This is a genomic window from Pseudomonas sp. SW-3, from assembly GCF_016615645.1.
GTDB classification, from domain to species: Bacteria; Pseudomonadota; Gammaproteobacteria; order Pseudomonadales; family Pseudomonadaceae; genus Aquipseudomonas; species Aquipseudomonas mandelii.
Genome location: NZ_CP067098.1, coordinates 238,067 through 253,245, shown reverse-complemented (window position 1 = coordinate 253,245; position 15,179 = coordinate 238,067). Strand labels below are relative to the sequence as shown.

Below are 15,179 nucleotides of genomic sequence, written 5' to 3'. Positions count from 1 at the left end.
CTGGAGAAACACATGACTCATTCTCACCACGTCGCGGTCATAACCAGCGATGAGCAAGCCCTGATCGTCGCTACCGATCTGGCCGAAGATTTCAAACGCGACAGCGCCCTGCGCGACCGCGAACGCCGTTTGCCGCACCCGGAGCTGGAAGTGTTTTCCCGCTCGGGTCTTTGGGGCATCAGCGTGCCCAAGGAATACGGCGGCGCCGGGGTTTCCAACGTGACCCTGGCCAAGGTCATCGCGCTGATTGCCCAGGCTGACGGCTCGCTCGGACAGATCCCGCAGAACCATTTCTACGCCCTCGAAGTGCTGCGCGTGAACGGCAGCGAAGAGCAGAAAAAACGCCTGTACGCCGAAGTGCTCGCCGGCCAGCGCTTCGGCAATGCCTTGGCGGAACTGGGCACCAAAACCGCCCATGACCGCGTCACCAGCCTGACCCGCGACGCTGACGGTTATCGCATCAACGGGCGCAAGTTCTACGCGACCGGTGCGATCTATGCGCAACGCATTCCGACGTCGGTGGTGGATGAAAACGGCGTGCAGCAACTGGCGTTCGTTCCCCACAACAGCAAAGGCCTGACCGTCATCGACGACTGGAGCGGTTTCGGCCAGCGCACCACCGGCAGCGGTTCGGTGGTGTTCGAAGACGTCTACGTCGCCGCCGAAGACGTCATCCCGTTTCAAAGTGCGTTCGAGCGCCCGACCACCGTTGGCCCGCTGGCACAGATTCTTCACGCCGCCATCGACACCGGCATCGCCCGCGCCGCCTATGAAGATGCCCTGCACTTCGTGCGCACCAAAACCCGACCGTGGATCGACGCCACCCATGAAAAAGCCACTGACGACCCGCTCACCCTCAAGAGTTTCGGCCACCTGAGCATTCGCCTGCACGCCGCCGAAGCCTTGCTGGACCGCGCCGGCGAATTCCTCGACAAAGCCCAGGCCAACACCAACGCCGAGACCGTCGCTGCGGCCTCGATTGCCGTTGCCGAAGCCCGCGCCATCAGCACCGACATTTCCCTCGCCGCCGGCAGCACGTTGTTTGAACTGGCCGGCAGTCAGGCAACGCTGATCGAACACGGCCTCGATCGCCACTGGCGCAACGCGCGGGTGCATACCCTGCACGACCCGGTGCGCTGGAAGTATCACGCCGTCGGCAACTACTACCTCAACGATGAAAACCCTCCGTTGCGAGGGACCATCTGATGGCCGAGGCGAAAAAGAAGATCCTGCTCAACGCGTTCAACATGAACTGCATCGGGCACATCAACCACGGCTTGTGGACGCATCCACGGGACACCTCCACCCAGTACAAAACGATTGAATACTGGACCGAACTGGCGCAGTTGCTGGAACGCGGCTTGTTCGACGGTCTGTTCATCGCCGATATCGTCGGCGTGTACGACGTCTACCAGAACTCGGTGGACGTGCCTCTGAAAGAATCGATCCAGCTGCCAGTCAACGACCCGCTGCTGCTGGTTTCAGCCATGGCGGCGGTGACGAAAAACCTCGGTTTCGGCCTCACCGCCAACCTGTCTTACGAACCGCCGTACCTGTTCGCCCGCCGCCTGTCGACGCTCGATCACCTGAGTCGCGGCCGGGTCGGCTGGAACATCGTCACCGGTTACCTCGACAGCGCCGCCAAAGCCATGGGCCTCAGCGAACAGGTCGAACACGACCGCCGTTACGACCAGGCCGATGAATACCTCGAAGTGCTCTACAAACTCTGGGAAGGCAGCTGGGAAAACGGCGCGGTGTTGAATGACCCGCAACAGCGGATCTACGCCCAACCGGGAAAAGTGCACAAGGTCGAACACAAGGGTGAGTTCTATCAGGTCGAGGGTTATCACCTCTGCGAGCCATCGCCGCAGCGCACGCCGGTGTTGTTCCAGGCCGGCAGTTCCGATCGCGGTTTGCTGTTCGCCGGGCGTCATGCCGAGTGCGTGTTCATCAGCGGGCAGAACAAACCGTCGACCAAGGTTCAGGTGGATAAGGTTCGCGCCAGCGCTGTTGAAGCCGGGCGCAATCCCGACGACATCAAGGTGTTCATGGGCTTGAACGTGATTGTCGGCGCCACCGAGGAGCTGGCCTGGGCCAAGCACGCCGAATACCTGAGTTATGCCAGCGCGGAGGCCGGTGTCGCGCATTTTTCGGCGTCGACCGGCATCGACTTCTCCGACTACGAGATCGACGAGCCGATCCAGTACGTGAAGAGCAATGCGATCCAGTCGGCGACCAAAAACCTGCAAAACAACGACTGGACCCGGCGCAAATTGCTCGAACAACACGCCCTCGGCGGCCGCTACATCACGGTGGTGGGTTCGCCTGAGCAAGTGGCGGACGAACTGGAATCGTGGATCGCCGAGACCGGGCTGGATGGCTTCAACCTGACACGGATTGTCACGCCGGAAAGCTATGTGGATTTCATTGAGCTAGTGATTCCGGAGCTGCAGCGGCGTGGGTCGTACAAAACGGCTTATGACAACGGCAGCCTGCGGGAAAAGCTGTTTCACGGCGAAGCGCATTTGCCTGAGCAACATACGGGCTCGGCGTTTCGGCGCTAAAAGCTTCGCGGGCAAGCCTCGCTCCTACAGGTATTGGTCGTTCACAAATGTCCGGTACGGCGCTGAACCTGTAGGAGCGAGGCTTGCCCGCGAAGAGGCCCGCCCAAACACCCAAAATTTATGCACTGACTGGAAACCCCATCATGAAAACGACCTGCCTCTCCCACCCAGTCAAAGCACTGGCCCTGGCCCTCGGCCTCTTCAGCTCTGTCACCTTCGCCGCCGACGCGCCGCTGAAAGTCGGCACCACCGCCGCCTTCGCCATCCCGCTGGAAGCCGCCGTCGAGGAAGCCAAAAAACAAGGCCTGCAAGTCGACCTCGTGGAGTTCAGCGACTGGATCGCCCCCAACGTCAGCCTCGCGGCCGGCGACATCGACGTGAACTATTTCCAGCACGTCCCGTTCCTGGAAAACGCCAAGGCTGCCGCCGGTTTTGACCTGGTGCCGTTTGCGCCGGGGATCATCAACAACGTCGGCCTCTACTCGAAGCAATACAAAAGCTTCGACGAACTGCCGCAAGGCGCCAGCGTCGCCATCGCCAACGACCCGATCAACAGCGGTCGCGGCCTGCAACTGCTGGCCAAGGCCGGCCTGATTACCCTCAAGCCGGGTGTCGGCTACAAGGCCACCGAAGAAGACATCATCGCCAACCCGAAGAACATCAAAATCCTCCAGGTTGAAGCGGTACAGCTGGTGCGCGCCTATGACGATGCCGATCTTGTGCAGGGCTACCCGGCGTATATACGTCTGTCGAAGACTTTCGATGCCGGTTCGGCCTTGCTGTTCGACGGTCTCGATCACAAGGAATACGTGATCCAGTTCGTGATCCAGCCCAAGAGCAAAACCGATCCGCGCCTGATCAAGTTTGTCGATATCTACCAGCACTCGCCGGCTGTTCGTGCGGCCTTGGATAAAGCCCACGGCAAGCTCTATCAAGCCGGCTGGGAAAGCTGAGGATGACGGCCGCGATCCAACGGCGACTGGAGATTCCAGAGCCACATAAAGCCGCACAGACCGAACTGCACCCGGACCTGAACCGCGCTCATGTGCGCTTCATCGGCCTGGGCAAAACCTACACCGGCCAGCAGGGTCCAGTGGCGGCGTTGCACGGCATCGACCTGGCGATCCAGCGCGGTGAAGTGTTCGGCATCATCGGTCGCAGCGGCGCCGGCAAGTCGTCGCTGATCCGCACCATCAACCGTCTCGAACAACCGAGCAGCGGCCGGGTGCTGATCGATCAAGTGGACATCGGCGAGTTCGATGAAGACCGCCTGGTCGCGCTGCGCCGACGGATCGGCATGATCTTCCAGCACTTCAATCTGATGTCGGCCAAGACCGTTTGGCAGAACGTCGAATTGCCACTGAAAGTCGCTGGTGTGCCCAAGGAAAAACGCGATCAGAAAGTCCGCGGACTGCTGGAGTTGGTCGGCCTGCAAGGCAAGCACAAGGCCTATCCGGCGCAGCTGTCCGGCGGACAGAAACAGCGTGTCGGCATCGCCCGCGCGTTGGTGCATGACCCGGAGATCCTGCTGTGTGACGAAGCCACATCGGCACTGGACCCGGAGACCACGCAATCGATCCTCGGCCTGCTGCGCGAGATCAATCAGCGGCTGGGTTTGACCATCGTACTGATCACCCACGAGATGGCGGTGATCCGCGATATCTGTGATCGGGTGGTGGTGCTGGAGCACGGAAAAGTCGTCGAGCAAGGGCCGGTCTGGAAAGTCTTTGGCGACCCGCAGCATGAAGTCAGCAAGACCTTGCTCGCGCCGCTGCAACACGCGCTGCCGGAAGAACTGCAAAGCGGTTTGCGTCCACAACCTCAGTCCTCGGACGCGGCGGTTGTGTTGCGTTTGCGCTTCACCGGCAGCGCCACAGACGAACCGGATCTGGCAGCGCTGTTCAGCGCCCTCGGCGGTCGCGTGAGGTTGCTGCAAGGTGGCGTGGAACGCATTCAGGGCCATGCGCTGGGGCAATTGCTGCTGACGGTGACGGGATCGTCCTTGGGCGCCGAGCAACTGCGTCAGCGCGCCGGCCACTGGGCGCAACAGGTGGAGGTGCTCGGTTATGTGGTTTGATCGTTTGTTGCAAGGCTTCATCGACACGTTTCTGATGGTGGGCGTGTCGTCGCTGATTGCGCTGCTGGCGGGGATTCCGCTGGCGGTCATCCTGGTCACCAGCACCAAAGGCGGCATCTACGAAGCACCGGCGCTGAACCGTGCACTGGGCGCCTTCGTGAACCTGTTCCGCTCGATTCCGTTTCTGATTCTGATGGTGGCGCTGATTCCGTTCACCCGGTTGATCGTCGGCACCACTTACGGGGTCTGGGCCGCGGTGGTGCCGCTGACGATTGCGGCCACGCCGTTCTTTGCGCGCATAGCCGAAGTCAGTTTGCGCGAGGTGGATCACGGTTTGATCGAAGCGGCCCAAGCGATGGGTTGCCGGCGCTGGCACATCGTCTGGCATGTGCTGTTGCCCGAGGCGCTGCCGGGGATTGTCGGTGGTTTCACCATCACGTTGGTGACCATGATCAACTCGTCGGCCATGGCCGGGGCCATTGGTGCGGGGGGGTTGGGGGACATTGCGTATCGGTATGGGTATCAGCGGTTTGACAGCCAGATCATGCTGACGGTGATTGTGTTGCTGGTGGTGTTGGTGGCGATTATCCAGCTGGGTGGGGATCGCTTGGCTCGGGGGCTCAACAAGCGCTGAACACGGTCAAGGTTGTAGCGCTTTTGTGGCGAGGGAGCTTGCTCCCGCTCGATTGCGCAGCACTCGCAAGATCTTTAGACCGGGTTTATCTGACACACCTCATTGAATGGCTGGGGGCTGCTTCGCAGCCCAGCGGGAGCAAGCTCCCTCGCCACAAAAGTGTCCTCGACACGGGCAATTTCCCTCGCAACAGGGGGAACATTTCCCACAGGAAAATCAGTGTGCCTACAGGAGTACGCGGCTGTCGAAACAACTCGATCAACTGTAGGAGCGAGGCTTGCCCGCGAATGGCTGCGAAGCAGCCCCACGTCTGATGGCGTATATTCGGCCATATCCCCATTGCCTGCGCAGCCGACCATGAAGCAAACCCCCGACGACCTCCAGAAGATCACCGCCACCACCCTGGACCATTACAACTCGGTGGCCGAAGGTTTTCGCGAGGGGACTCGCGATCATGATGTCAGCCAGAACATCGATGCCCTGCTGCGGCATATTCAGGGCGAGGCGCCGTTCGACATTCTCGATTTCGGCTGTGGGCCGGGGCGGGATTTGCAGACGTTCACGCGCATGGGCCACACGGCTGTCGGGCTCGATGGTTCGGAAAAGTTTGCGCAGATGGCGCGTGAGGACAGTGGATGCGAAGTATGGCAGCAGGACTTTCTGAAGCTGGACCTGCCGGATGAACGCTTCGACGGGATTTTTGCCAATGCGGTGTTGTTTCATATCCCGCGCCAGGAATTGCCTCGGGTGTTGAAGGAGTTGCGCAGGGCGTTGAAGCCAGGTGGCGTGTTGTTCAGTTCCAATCCTCGCGGCGAGAATCAGGAAGGGTGGAATGGGCCGCGTTATGGGGCTTACCACGATCTTGCGGCGTGGCAGCAATTACTGACTGAGGCGGGGTTTGTGGAGCTGGAGCATTACTACCGGCCGGCCGGGCTGCCGCGGGAGCAGCAGCCTTGGTTGGCGAGTGTGTGGCGCAAGCCGGTGTAGCCTGACAGGACGCCATCGCGAGCAGGCTCGCTCCTACAGTTGACCGAGTTGTCCAGACGGACGCGGTCCCCCTGTAGGAGCGAGCCTGCTCGCGATAAGCGCGTAGCGCTCGCCTTACTGCACCTCTTTCTGCGGCTCGCGGATTTTGTACCAGGCGACATAAAGCGCTGGCAAAAACAGCAGCGTCAGCAACGTCGCAATAATGATCCCGCCAATCATGGCGTAAGCCATCGGCCCCCAGAACACTTCCCGGGCAATCGGGATCATCCCCAGGCTGGCCGCCGCAGCGGTCAACAGAATCGGTCGGCGTCGATGCTCCGTGGCCTGCGCCACGGCATCCCAAGGTGAAACGCCCTCTTTCTCCAAGGCATCGATCTGGGTCACCAGGATCACCGAGTTGCGGATGATGATGCCGATCAGCGCCAGAATCCCCAGGATCGCCACAAAGCCCATTGGCGTGCCCGTCGGGATCAGCGCCAGCACCACGCCGATCAGCCCGAGCGGCGCGACACTCGCCACCAGGAACAGCTTCTGCACGCTGTGCAGCTGGATCATCAGGAAGGTCGCCATCAGAAACAGCATCAGCGGCACCACCTTGGCTATCGGCCCTTGGGCCTTGCCGCTTTCCTCCACCGTGCCGCCCGTGGCGACCGAATAACCCACCGGCAAACCGGCGGCGAATTTATCGATGGCGGGGTTGAGCTGTTTCACCAGGTCAGTCGGCTGAATCTCATCACGCACTGCCGCCTTGATGGTGATGGTCGGTTTACGGTCACGGCGCCAGACCAGCGGTTGCTCGAGTTCATAGCGCACCGTGGCGAACGCCAGCAGCGGAATCGACGTGCCGCTCGGGGTCACGATCTGCAAGTTTTGCAGGGTTTCCGGCGTGCCACGTTCCGCGTCCACCGCGCGCCCCACGACGTTGATCAGGTAGATATCGTCATCGACCTGAGTCACCGGCGAACCAACCACAATGCTGTTCATCAGGTTGGCCACGTCTTCCGACGACAGTCCCAGTTGTCGCGCCTTGTCCTGGGCGATCTCGATGCGCAGGACTTTGCCCGGTTCGTTCCAGTCGTAAATGATCTCGCCGATGTGCGAGTTCTTGTCCAGCTCGGTGGCCAGGGCGATGGCGTGCTTGCGCACCTGATCGATGTCCTTGCCGCTGACCCGGTATTGAATCGGGCGACCCACCGGCGGGCCCATTTCCAGCGCCTGGACGTAGCTGCCGATCCCGACGAAATCCTTGCGCAGCCGTTCGCGCAAACGCTGGCTGAGGGCGTTGCGCGATTCCAGGCCTTTGCTGACGATCACCAGTTGCGCGTAGTACGGGTTCTGTAATTGCTGGTCGAGGGGCAGGTAGAAACGGATCGCTCCCTCGCCGATGTAAGTGCTCCAGCGCACGATGTCCGGGTCATCCTTGAGCGTCGCTTCGAGCTTGTCCACCGCCTTGCGGGTTTCGGCCATCGAGGCGTTTTGCGGCAGGTTGAGGTCGACGAGGATTTCCGGGCGGTCCGACGACGGGAAGAACTGGTTCTGCACAAACTGCATGGAAAACACCGAGGCCACGAACAGCGCAATGGTGATACCGATCGCCCACCAGCGATTGCGCATGGCCCAAAACATCCCGTAATTGAATGCACGGCCGATGCGCCCGGGCTCGGCGTCATGGGGTTTCACCTTGGCGCTGAGAATGTGCACGCCGATCACCGGGGCAAACAACACAGCGACAATCCACGACACCAGCATCGCCACCGCGATAACGGCAAACAGGGTGAAGGTGTACTCGCCCGCCGAGCTGGCGTTGAGGCCAATCGGCACGAACCCGGCGACTGTCACCAATGTGCCGGTGAGCATGGGGAACGCCGTGGATGTGTAGGCAAACGTCGCCGCCTGCTCCTTGGTCTCGCCCATTTCCAGGCGTGTGACCATCATTTCGACCGTGATCATTGCGTCGTCCACCAGCAAGCCGAGGGCGATGATCAATGCGCCGAGGGAAATCCGCTGCATGGTGATGCCGCTGTATTCCATGAAGATGAACACCATGGCCAGCACCAGCGGGATCGAGCACGCCACCACCAGCCCGGCGCGCACACCGAGGCTGACGAAGCTGACGATCAGCACGATCACCACCGCTTCGAACAAGGCACTGGTGAAGCCTCCGACGGCTTTTTCCACCACTTCGGCCTGATCGGACACAGTGTGCACACCAACGCCCACCGGCAAGTCTGCGGTCAGGTCAGTCATGCGCTGGTGCAACGCCTTGCCGAACTCCTGGATGTTGCCGCCCTTCTTCATGGCGATGGCAAGGCCGATGGCCGGGTGACCGTTGAAACGGAACTCCGGGGTCGCCGGGTCAACGTAGCCACGGCTGATGTCGGCGATGTCGGCCAGGCGGTAGAAGCGGTCATTGAGCCGCAGGTTGACGTTGGCCAGGTCTTTCTCGGAAGCGAACTGCCCCGAGGTGCGCACCGAGATGCGCTCCGGACCGGACTCGATCACACCGGCCGGGGTCACCGAGTTCTGGGTTTGCAGGCTTTGCACCACCTGGCGTTGATCGATACCCAGCGCCGCCAGTTTACGGGTGGAGAAATTAAGGTAGAGGACTTCGTCCTGCTCACCGACCATCTCGACCTTGCCCAGCCCCGGCACTTCACGAATTTCAGCGCGAACCTGTTCCACGTAATCGCGCAACTGGCGCATCGACAAGCCGTCGGCGGTAAAGGCGTAGACCGAACCGAACACATCACCGAATTCGTCGTTGAACCCCGGCCCTTGCAGGCCTTGGGGGAAGTCACCGCGAATGTCGTTGATCTTCTTGCGCACCTGGTACCAGATTTCCGGGATGTCCTTGGCACTGGTGGTGTCGCGCAGGTTGACGAACACCGTGGACTCGCCGGGCCGCGTATAGCTTTTGACGTAATCGAGGGAGTCGAGCTCTTCGAGTTTTTTCTCGATGCGATCCGTGACCTGCTTGAGGGTTTCTTCCTGGGTCGCGCCCGGCCAGCGGGTCTGGATGACCATGGTTTTGATGGTGAACGACGGGTCTTCCTCGCGCCCCAGGTTCATGTACGAGAACACGCCCATCAGCAGCGCGACGAACATCAAATACCAGACAAACGACTGATGCTTGAGGGCCCATTCGGATAAGTTGAAACTCCCTTTCATTGGGGGCTGTCCTCGTCGATTTTCACTTTCTGTCCCGGTTTCAGGCTGTTCACACCCGCGCTGACCACCCGCTCACCCGACTTCACACCGTTGGCCAGGACCATGGTCGAATCGGTGCGGCTGAGAAGGTTGACGTCCCGTGGGGCAACGGTCTGGGTCTGCGTATCGACGACCCAGATGCGCGATTGCCCACCGACCTCCTGTAGCGCACTCAAGGGCAGTTCGATGCGGGGTTTGATCGCGGAGCTGAGGGTGACGCTGATCGCTGTGCCCAGGCGAAAACCGGGCGGTGTGTCTGTCAGGGTCAGGCGGGCTCGACGGGTACGGGTCGCACTCTGGGCCTGGGGCTCGATTTCACGAACAGTGGCCGTCGTGTTGATACTCGGGTCCAGTTGCGCCGCAACTTGAAAGACGACGTCGCTCGGGAGTTGGTCGACCAGGGTGTCCGGCAGGTCGATCACCGCTTCCTTGATGTCCGGCTGCGCCAGGGTCACCACTTGCTGGCCGGCGGTGACGACTTGCCCGGCTTCGGCATTCCACGCGGTGACGATGGCTTTGTGGTCCGAGCGCAATTCGACATAGTTGAGCTGATCCTTGGCCTGATCGACCGCCGCCTTCGCTTGATCGAGAGAGGCCTGGGTGGTCTTCAGGTCGGTCTGCGCGACATCGAGTTGCGCCTGGGCGCCGACGCCGCGATCGAACAATTCCTGCTGCCGCCGGGCGCTGGCCTGGGCGTTGATGTATTGCGCCTGGACGCTGGCCAGATCGCCCTTGGCGGAACGCAGCTGATTCTGCTGATCGGTAGGGTCCAGGGTGGCGAGCAGCGCGCCCTTTTCCACTTCGGCACCGACATCGACGTTACGGCTGGCGATGCGCCCCGGCACGCGGAACCCGACATTGCTTTCATAGCGGGCCTGGATGCTGCCGGCAAAGCGGCCGAGATGTTCCTCGTCCAGCGATTCGACCTTGACCGACAGCACCGGACGTATCGGCTCCGGCGGCGGTTCCTCTTTCGAGCACGCCGCCAGCATCATCGCCGTGCACACCAGTAACAGACGCTTCATGGCTGAGCTTCCACAGCAAGATCCTTGTAGGTGTTTTCGGCGATTTCAACTTTCACGCCGGGGTGCAGCAACTGACCGCCCGCGATGACGACTTTTTCGCCGCTCTGCAGGCCGGCGCTGATGATCACTTTGCCGGTCAAGTAACGACCGACCGTAACATTGTGCAGTTGCGCCTTGCCCTCGCCATCCACCAGCCATACCGCCGGATCGCTGAGGTTTTTGGTCAGGGCCGACCACGGCAATTCCACGGCGGACTTGCCGGGTGTCTTGGCCGTAGCGCTTACCACCGAGCCCAGTTGCATGCCCTCGGGCAGGCTGTCGAGGGTGACTTTGACTTGCACGGTGCCGGTCTGCGCGGACACCGCCGGAGTGATCTCCCGCACGGTGCCAGTGGTTTTGATCGACGGGTTGTCGAGCAGGCTGACCACGATGGTTTTATCCTCCGGCGCCTCGGCCAGCAGCGATTCGTAGACGTTGAACACCGCGTCACGCTCACCATCGCGCGCCAGGCTGAAAATCGGCACCGTCGCCTGCACCACTTGGCCGACCTCGGCCTGACGCGCCGTAATCACGCCTGGCGCCTCGGCAATCAGCGCGGTGTAGCCGAGTTGTTCGCGAGCGTTGGCAAGCTGCGCCTGAGCAGCGGTCAGCGCGCTCTGACTGCTGCGCAAGGCAGCTTGCGCGGAATCGTATTCGCTTTGGCTGGTGTAGCCCTTGGGCAGGAGTTTTTGCTGGCGGACAAACGCGGCGGCGGTCTGTTTGACCCGGGCCTGCTCGGCGGTGACTTGGGCCTGGGCCGAATTGACGCTGGTCTGCAGGTCTTTGGGATCGAGTCTGGCCAGCACTTGTTTGGCCGACACTCGGTCACCGACATCGACCATGCGCTGAATGATCTTGCCGCCCACGCGGAACGACAACTCAGTCTGGACCCGGGCCTGAACATCGCCGGTGAGCGTCACCGACGCGGCGTAATCCAAGGGTTTGACCTCCTGGACGAAGACCCGTGGACGGTCCTTCTCGACCGGTTTTTTATCGCCACACGCGGTCAGTAGTGCAAGGAGGCTCAGACCAACCGCTATTTTCAATCCGGGACCAGCCATGCAGACTCCTTTGCGTTGTACGGACGTGCCAATGGCGATACGACTGTGAGCTTAGAACAGGGTTCCATGGGTGCACCTGACGCCCTCAAATAAAGCCATCAAGTCACAAATCTTGTAGCACCTGGCGGAGCCCACTGAGAGCCAGCTTGAGGTTCGGATGACGGTCGTGTTGGCCAGCTTCACGTCGACCTTGTCGCATCACGCAAAAAACTATCCCGCGGATTTGTCGCGGCGAAAGAAGACGACTATTTTCCTTGCAGCTGTAGGAGGGATCTTTTTTTCAAAAAGCCCCTCCAAGGACGCACAGCTTTTGGCCAGACTCCCTGGCTGAACCCTCACAAGGAAGAGAAAAATGGCTGAGATGAAAGTGCCACAGCGGTTGGATCCGCAAGAAATCGTGAAGTTATTGGTGGCGTTGCGCCGGGCGCTGGAGGCCAGGGTAGCCTGAATGCGCGGGCGCTTTTGTGGCGAGGGAGCTTGTCGGACCGCCGCACCGTCCCGCTCGACTGCGCAGCAGTCGCAAAATCAGTCGAAACGGTGTGCCTGAAGAAGCGCATGTGCAGGATTTAGGGTCGCAACCCAGCGGAGCAAGCTCCCTCGCCACAGGTTTCTCGCAGGCAAAAAAAACGCCGACGCTTTACTAGCCGTCGGCGTTCGAAACCTTGAAGGGGTTTACCTCGCGAATCAGAACGCCGGCAGTACCGCGCCGCTGTACTTCTTCTCGATGAATGCTTTCACTTCCGGGCTGGTCAGGGCTTTGGCCAGTTTCTGGATGGCAACGCTGTCCTTGTTGTCCGGACGAGCCACCAGGAAGTTCACGTAAGGCGAATCGGCACCTTCAATCACCAGCGCATCTTTAGCCGGGTTCAGACCTGCTTCCAGCGCGTAGTTGGTGTTGATCATGTCCAGGTCGACCTGATCCAGCACACGCGGCAGCATGGCCGATTCCAGTTCCTTGAACTTGAAGTTGTGCGGGTTCTTGGCGATGTCTTTCGGCGTAGCCAGAGCGTTTTTCGGGTCTTTCAACTCGATCAGGCCAGCCTTCTGCAGCAGGATCAGGGCACGGCCGCTGTTGCTGCCTTCGTTCGGGATGGCGATGGTCGCGCCGTCTTTCAGCTCAGCCAGGGTTTTGACTTTCTTCGAGTAGCCGCCGAATGGTTCGACGTGCACGCCGATCACGGTTACCAGATTAGTGCCTTTGCCTTCGTTGAAGCTTTTCAGGTACGGCAGGGTCTGGAAGTAGTTGGCGTCCAGACGCTTCTGATCGACCTGTACGTTCGGCTGAACGTAGTCGGTGAACACTTTGATTTCCAGGTCCACGCCTTCTTTGGCGAGGGTTGGCTTGATCAGTTCCAGAATCTCGGCGTGTGGAACCGGGGTCGCCGCCACCACCAGTTTCTCGCCAGCCTGGGCCAGGCCCGCGGTCAGGGCAGCCGCCAGTGCGGTGAACAACAGAACCTTTTTCATGCAGTGTCCTTATCGAAAATCACGGTCGTCAGCGACGACGGCTAAATAGTACGTGTGCCAGTGAAGTGCTATCGCTGGCGTGAAGCGGACAATACCGGGATTTTTTATTCCCGAACAATATCTTTTATTCACTCTCATATTCCATTTTGTTCATACAGCTCTAACCCACACGGGTTACAGCATTCGGCTAAAGCTTTCGAGCAGATCCTTTAGCGCCGAACGCTCGTCAGCCGTGCCGTTTTTGCTCACTTGCGCGATCTGCTGCTCAATCTGCACCAACGACACAGGCACTTCAGGCAGATTCAAATGCTCCGGCAAAATCTCGTCGCCGGTACTGACCAGCAGCGCAAAGTGAATGACATTCTCCAGCTCCCGGGTATTGCCCGGCCAACTGTGCCGCTCCAGCACCAACTGCGCGGCCTCACTGATCAGCGGCACCGGCAGGTCGAGGCGCTGGCTGTAGATGCCGAGGAAATATTCTGACAGCGACAAAATATCTCCGACCCTGTCACGCAATGCCGGCAGTTCGAGTTGACCTTCGCTGAGGTAGTGATAAAGCCGCTCATGGAATTTCCCGGCCGCCACCGCCTGGGCCAGATCGATACTGGTGGCCGCCACCAGGCGCACGTCCACCGGGCTCGGTTGCTGAGCGCCAACGCGGGTGACTTCGTGGTTTTCCAGGGCGGCGAGCAATTTGATCTGGATCGGCAGCGGCAAATCGCCGATCTCGTCCAGGTAGAGCGTGCCGCCATTGGCCGAACCGAACCACCCCGCGCGGCTGCTGGCCGATCCGCTGTAACTGCCGGCGGCATAGCCGAACAGTTCGGCGTCAGCATAGGTCGGGCTGATGGCGCCGCAGTTGACCGAGACGAATAACCCTCCGCGATCACTGGCACGATGGATGTGCCGCGCAAGCAATTCCTTGCCGCTGCCGGTTTCACCACGGATCAACACCGAGATCGAGCGCGGCGCCAGTTGTTCCAGCTCCAGGCGCAACTGCCGGGAACGTGGATCGACAAACACCAGCGCCTTGGCGCGAATACTCAGGGGACTTTTTTCTGCGTCGGGAAAGGTCAGCAGTGGCTGACCGAAGGCTTCGAAACTCATGGCAGACTCCCGCCCTGAACCGCCGGGAGACGGGTTGGCGTTCTAAAAAAGAAAAAGGTTCAAGCACGTCGCAGGGCGTGGTGTTCCATTCGATTTTGCAGGCGGTAGAGATAGGCAAATCCCTGCTCCCAGCGCTGGTGACCGGACTTCACGTTGATGTGTCCGGCACCCGGCAGAATCCCCGCCTCGGCGCCCCAGTTGCGAGCCAGCTCCAGGGCTCGCGGCGCACTCACGGCGCTGTCGTTGTCGGAGCTGACGACCTGGCTCGGGAAGGGCAAAAGGGTTGTGGGAATCGGTGCGAAGTTGCGCAAGGCCGGAGCACATGCCGGACGTTCAACGTCCGCCGGCGCGACCAGCAAGGCACCGCGAACCTGTCGCAAAAAATGCAGCGATGCCGTGGCCGCCCAATGGGCGACCGTAATGCAACCCAGACTGTGCGCAATCAAGATCACCGGCGTGCTGTCGGCAGCAATCGCTTCTGCCAGCGCGGCAACCCAGTCTTCACGACGCGGCGTCAGCCAGTCGGCCTGCTCCACCCGAGCGCTATTGGGCAGGCTGTTCTGCCAGTGACTTTGCCAATGATCTTCCGGCGATCCTTGCCAGCCCGGCACAATCAGGTAGCGAATTGATTCGTTGCGCATGGGGGAGCTCTCCTGCTGCGTGTCTGTTCCCGGTCGAGTATAGGGAGGAGAGCTATATCCGTTAAGGAATAAGAAGCTATTTATTAAGACCTATTAGGAATATGCGGTGGTTTTGAAAAGACAAAAAAAGGGACCGCACCCTGCCAAGGAGACGGCCCCGGAAACTCAAAATCTGCTAGCGCTAATCAACATCACTGGATGCGATGATTAACTTCAATACTTATCCAATAAAGGAATATTTAATTACTTTATTAGATCCGAAACGCATAAATGGGTCAGCGATACAGTAACTACCAAGTCATCCTGCTTGGGTCATAACGTACCGCCCCTTTGGGTCAGATTGATGACGGGCGCCTTTGCCGTGTTGAGT

Annotated in this window: 12 protein-coding genes; 6 read left to right on the top strand and 6 right to left on the bottom strand. The window is 60.3% G+C overall.

Annotated features, from left to right (window positions below; translation table 11 throughout):
* Nucleotides 1-12: 12 nt before the first annotated feature.
* The 6 genes from JIO00_RS01100 (at nt 13) to JIO00_RS01075 (ending at nt 6,262) form a co-directional block, all read left to right on the top strand.
* Entirely contained in the window at nt 13-1,206 is a 1,194-nt protein-coding gene (locus tag JIO00_RS01100) for an SfnB family sulfur acquisition oxidoreductase (protein ID WP_200667456.1), read from the top strand.
* Entirely contained in the window at nt 1,206-2,564 is a 1,359-nt protein-coding gene (locus JIO00_RS01095; protein ID WP_200667454.1) for an LLM class flavin-dependent oxidoreductase, read from the top strand. The genes JIO00_RS01100 and JIO00_RS01095 overlap by 1 nt, the downstream gene beginning before the upstream one ends.
* 143 nt (nt 2,565-2,707) lie before the next feature.
* The gene (locus tag JIO00_RS01090) at nt 2,708-3,517 is read left to right on the top strand and encodes a MetQ/NlpA family ABC transporter substrate-binding protein (protein ID WP_102595593.1); all 810 of its coding nucleotides are present in this window, start codon (nt 2,708-2,710) and stop codon (nt 3,515-3,517) included.
* A gap of 2 nt (nt 3,518-3,519) precedes the next feature.
* On the top strand, nt 3,520-4,641 hold the full coding sequence (locus JIO00_RS01085) for a methionine ABC transporter ATP-binding protein (protein WP_200667452.1): 1,122 nt from the start codon (nt 3,520-3,522) through the stop codon (nt 4,639-4,641).
* Nucleotides 4,631-5,275, top strand: a complete 645-nt coding sequence (locus JIO00_RS01080; protein WP_077747487.1) for a methionine ABC transporter permease — start codon at nt 4,631-4,633, stop codon at nt 5,273-5,275. Before JIO00_RS01085 ends, JIO00_RS01080 begins: the two co-directional genes overlap by 11 nt.
* 357 nt (nt 5,276-5,632) lie before the next feature.
* Nucleotides 5,633-6,262, top strand: a complete 630-nt coding sequence (locus tag JIO00_RS01075; RefSeq protein ID WP_200667451.1) for a class I SAM-dependent methyltransferase — start codon at nt 5,633-5,635, stop codon at nt 6,260-6,262.
* 114 nt (nt 6,263-6,376) lie between these two features.
* On the opposite strand, the gene JIO00_RS01070 is transcribed toward JIO00_RS01075, so the two are convergent.
* From JIO00_RS01070 to JIO00_RS01045, 6 genes are all read right to left on the bottom strand, one after another.
* The gene (locus tag JIO00_RS01070; RefSeq protein WP_010464825.1) at nt 6,377-9,430 is read right to left on the bottom strand and encodes an efflux RND transporter permease subunit; all 3,054 of its coding nucleotides are present in this window, start codon (nt 9,428-9,430) and stop codon (nt 6,377-6,379) included.
* Nucleotides 9,427-10,494 (bottom strand): efflux RND transporter periplasmic adaptor subunit, encoded by a 1,068-nt coding sequence (locus tag JIO00_RS01065; RefSeq protein ID WP_200667450.1) that lies wholly within the window; start codon nt 10,492-10,494, stop codon nt 9,427-9,429. The genes JIO00_RS01070 and JIO00_RS01065 overlap by 4 nt, the downstream gene beginning before the upstream one ends.
* Complete coding sequence (locus JIO00_RS01060; RefSeq protein ID WP_083375297.1) at nt 10,491-11,594, bottom strand: efflux RND transporter periplasmic adaptor subunit; 1,104 nt, start codon at nt 11,592-11,594, stop codon at nt 10,491-10,493. Before JIO00_RS01060 ends, JIO00_RS01065 begins: the two co-directional genes overlap by 4 nt.
* Nucleotides 11,595-12,278: 684 nt before the next feature.
* On the bottom strand, nt 12,279-13,061 hold the full coding sequence (locus JIO00_RS01055; protein ID WP_010464830.1) for a MetQ/NlpA family ABC transporter substrate-binding protein: 783 nt from the start codon (nt 13,059-13,061) through the stop codon (nt 12,279-12,281).
* A gap of 174 nt (nt 13,062-13,235) precedes the next feature.
* A complete protein-coding gene (locus JIO00_RS01050) occupies nt 13,236-14,168 on the bottom strand; it encodes a sigma 54-interacting transcriptional regulator (RefSeq protein ID WP_083375298.1) in 933 nt (310 codons plus the stop codon).
* A gap of 59 nt (nt 14,169-14,227) precedes the next feature.
* Nucleotides 14,228-14,809, bottom strand: a complete 582-nt coding sequence (locus JIO00_RS01045; protein WP_010464834.1) for an alpha/beta hydrolase — start codon at nt 14,807-14,809, stop codon at nt 14,228-14,230.
* Between the last annotated feature and the right edge of the window lie 370 nt (nt 14,810-15,179).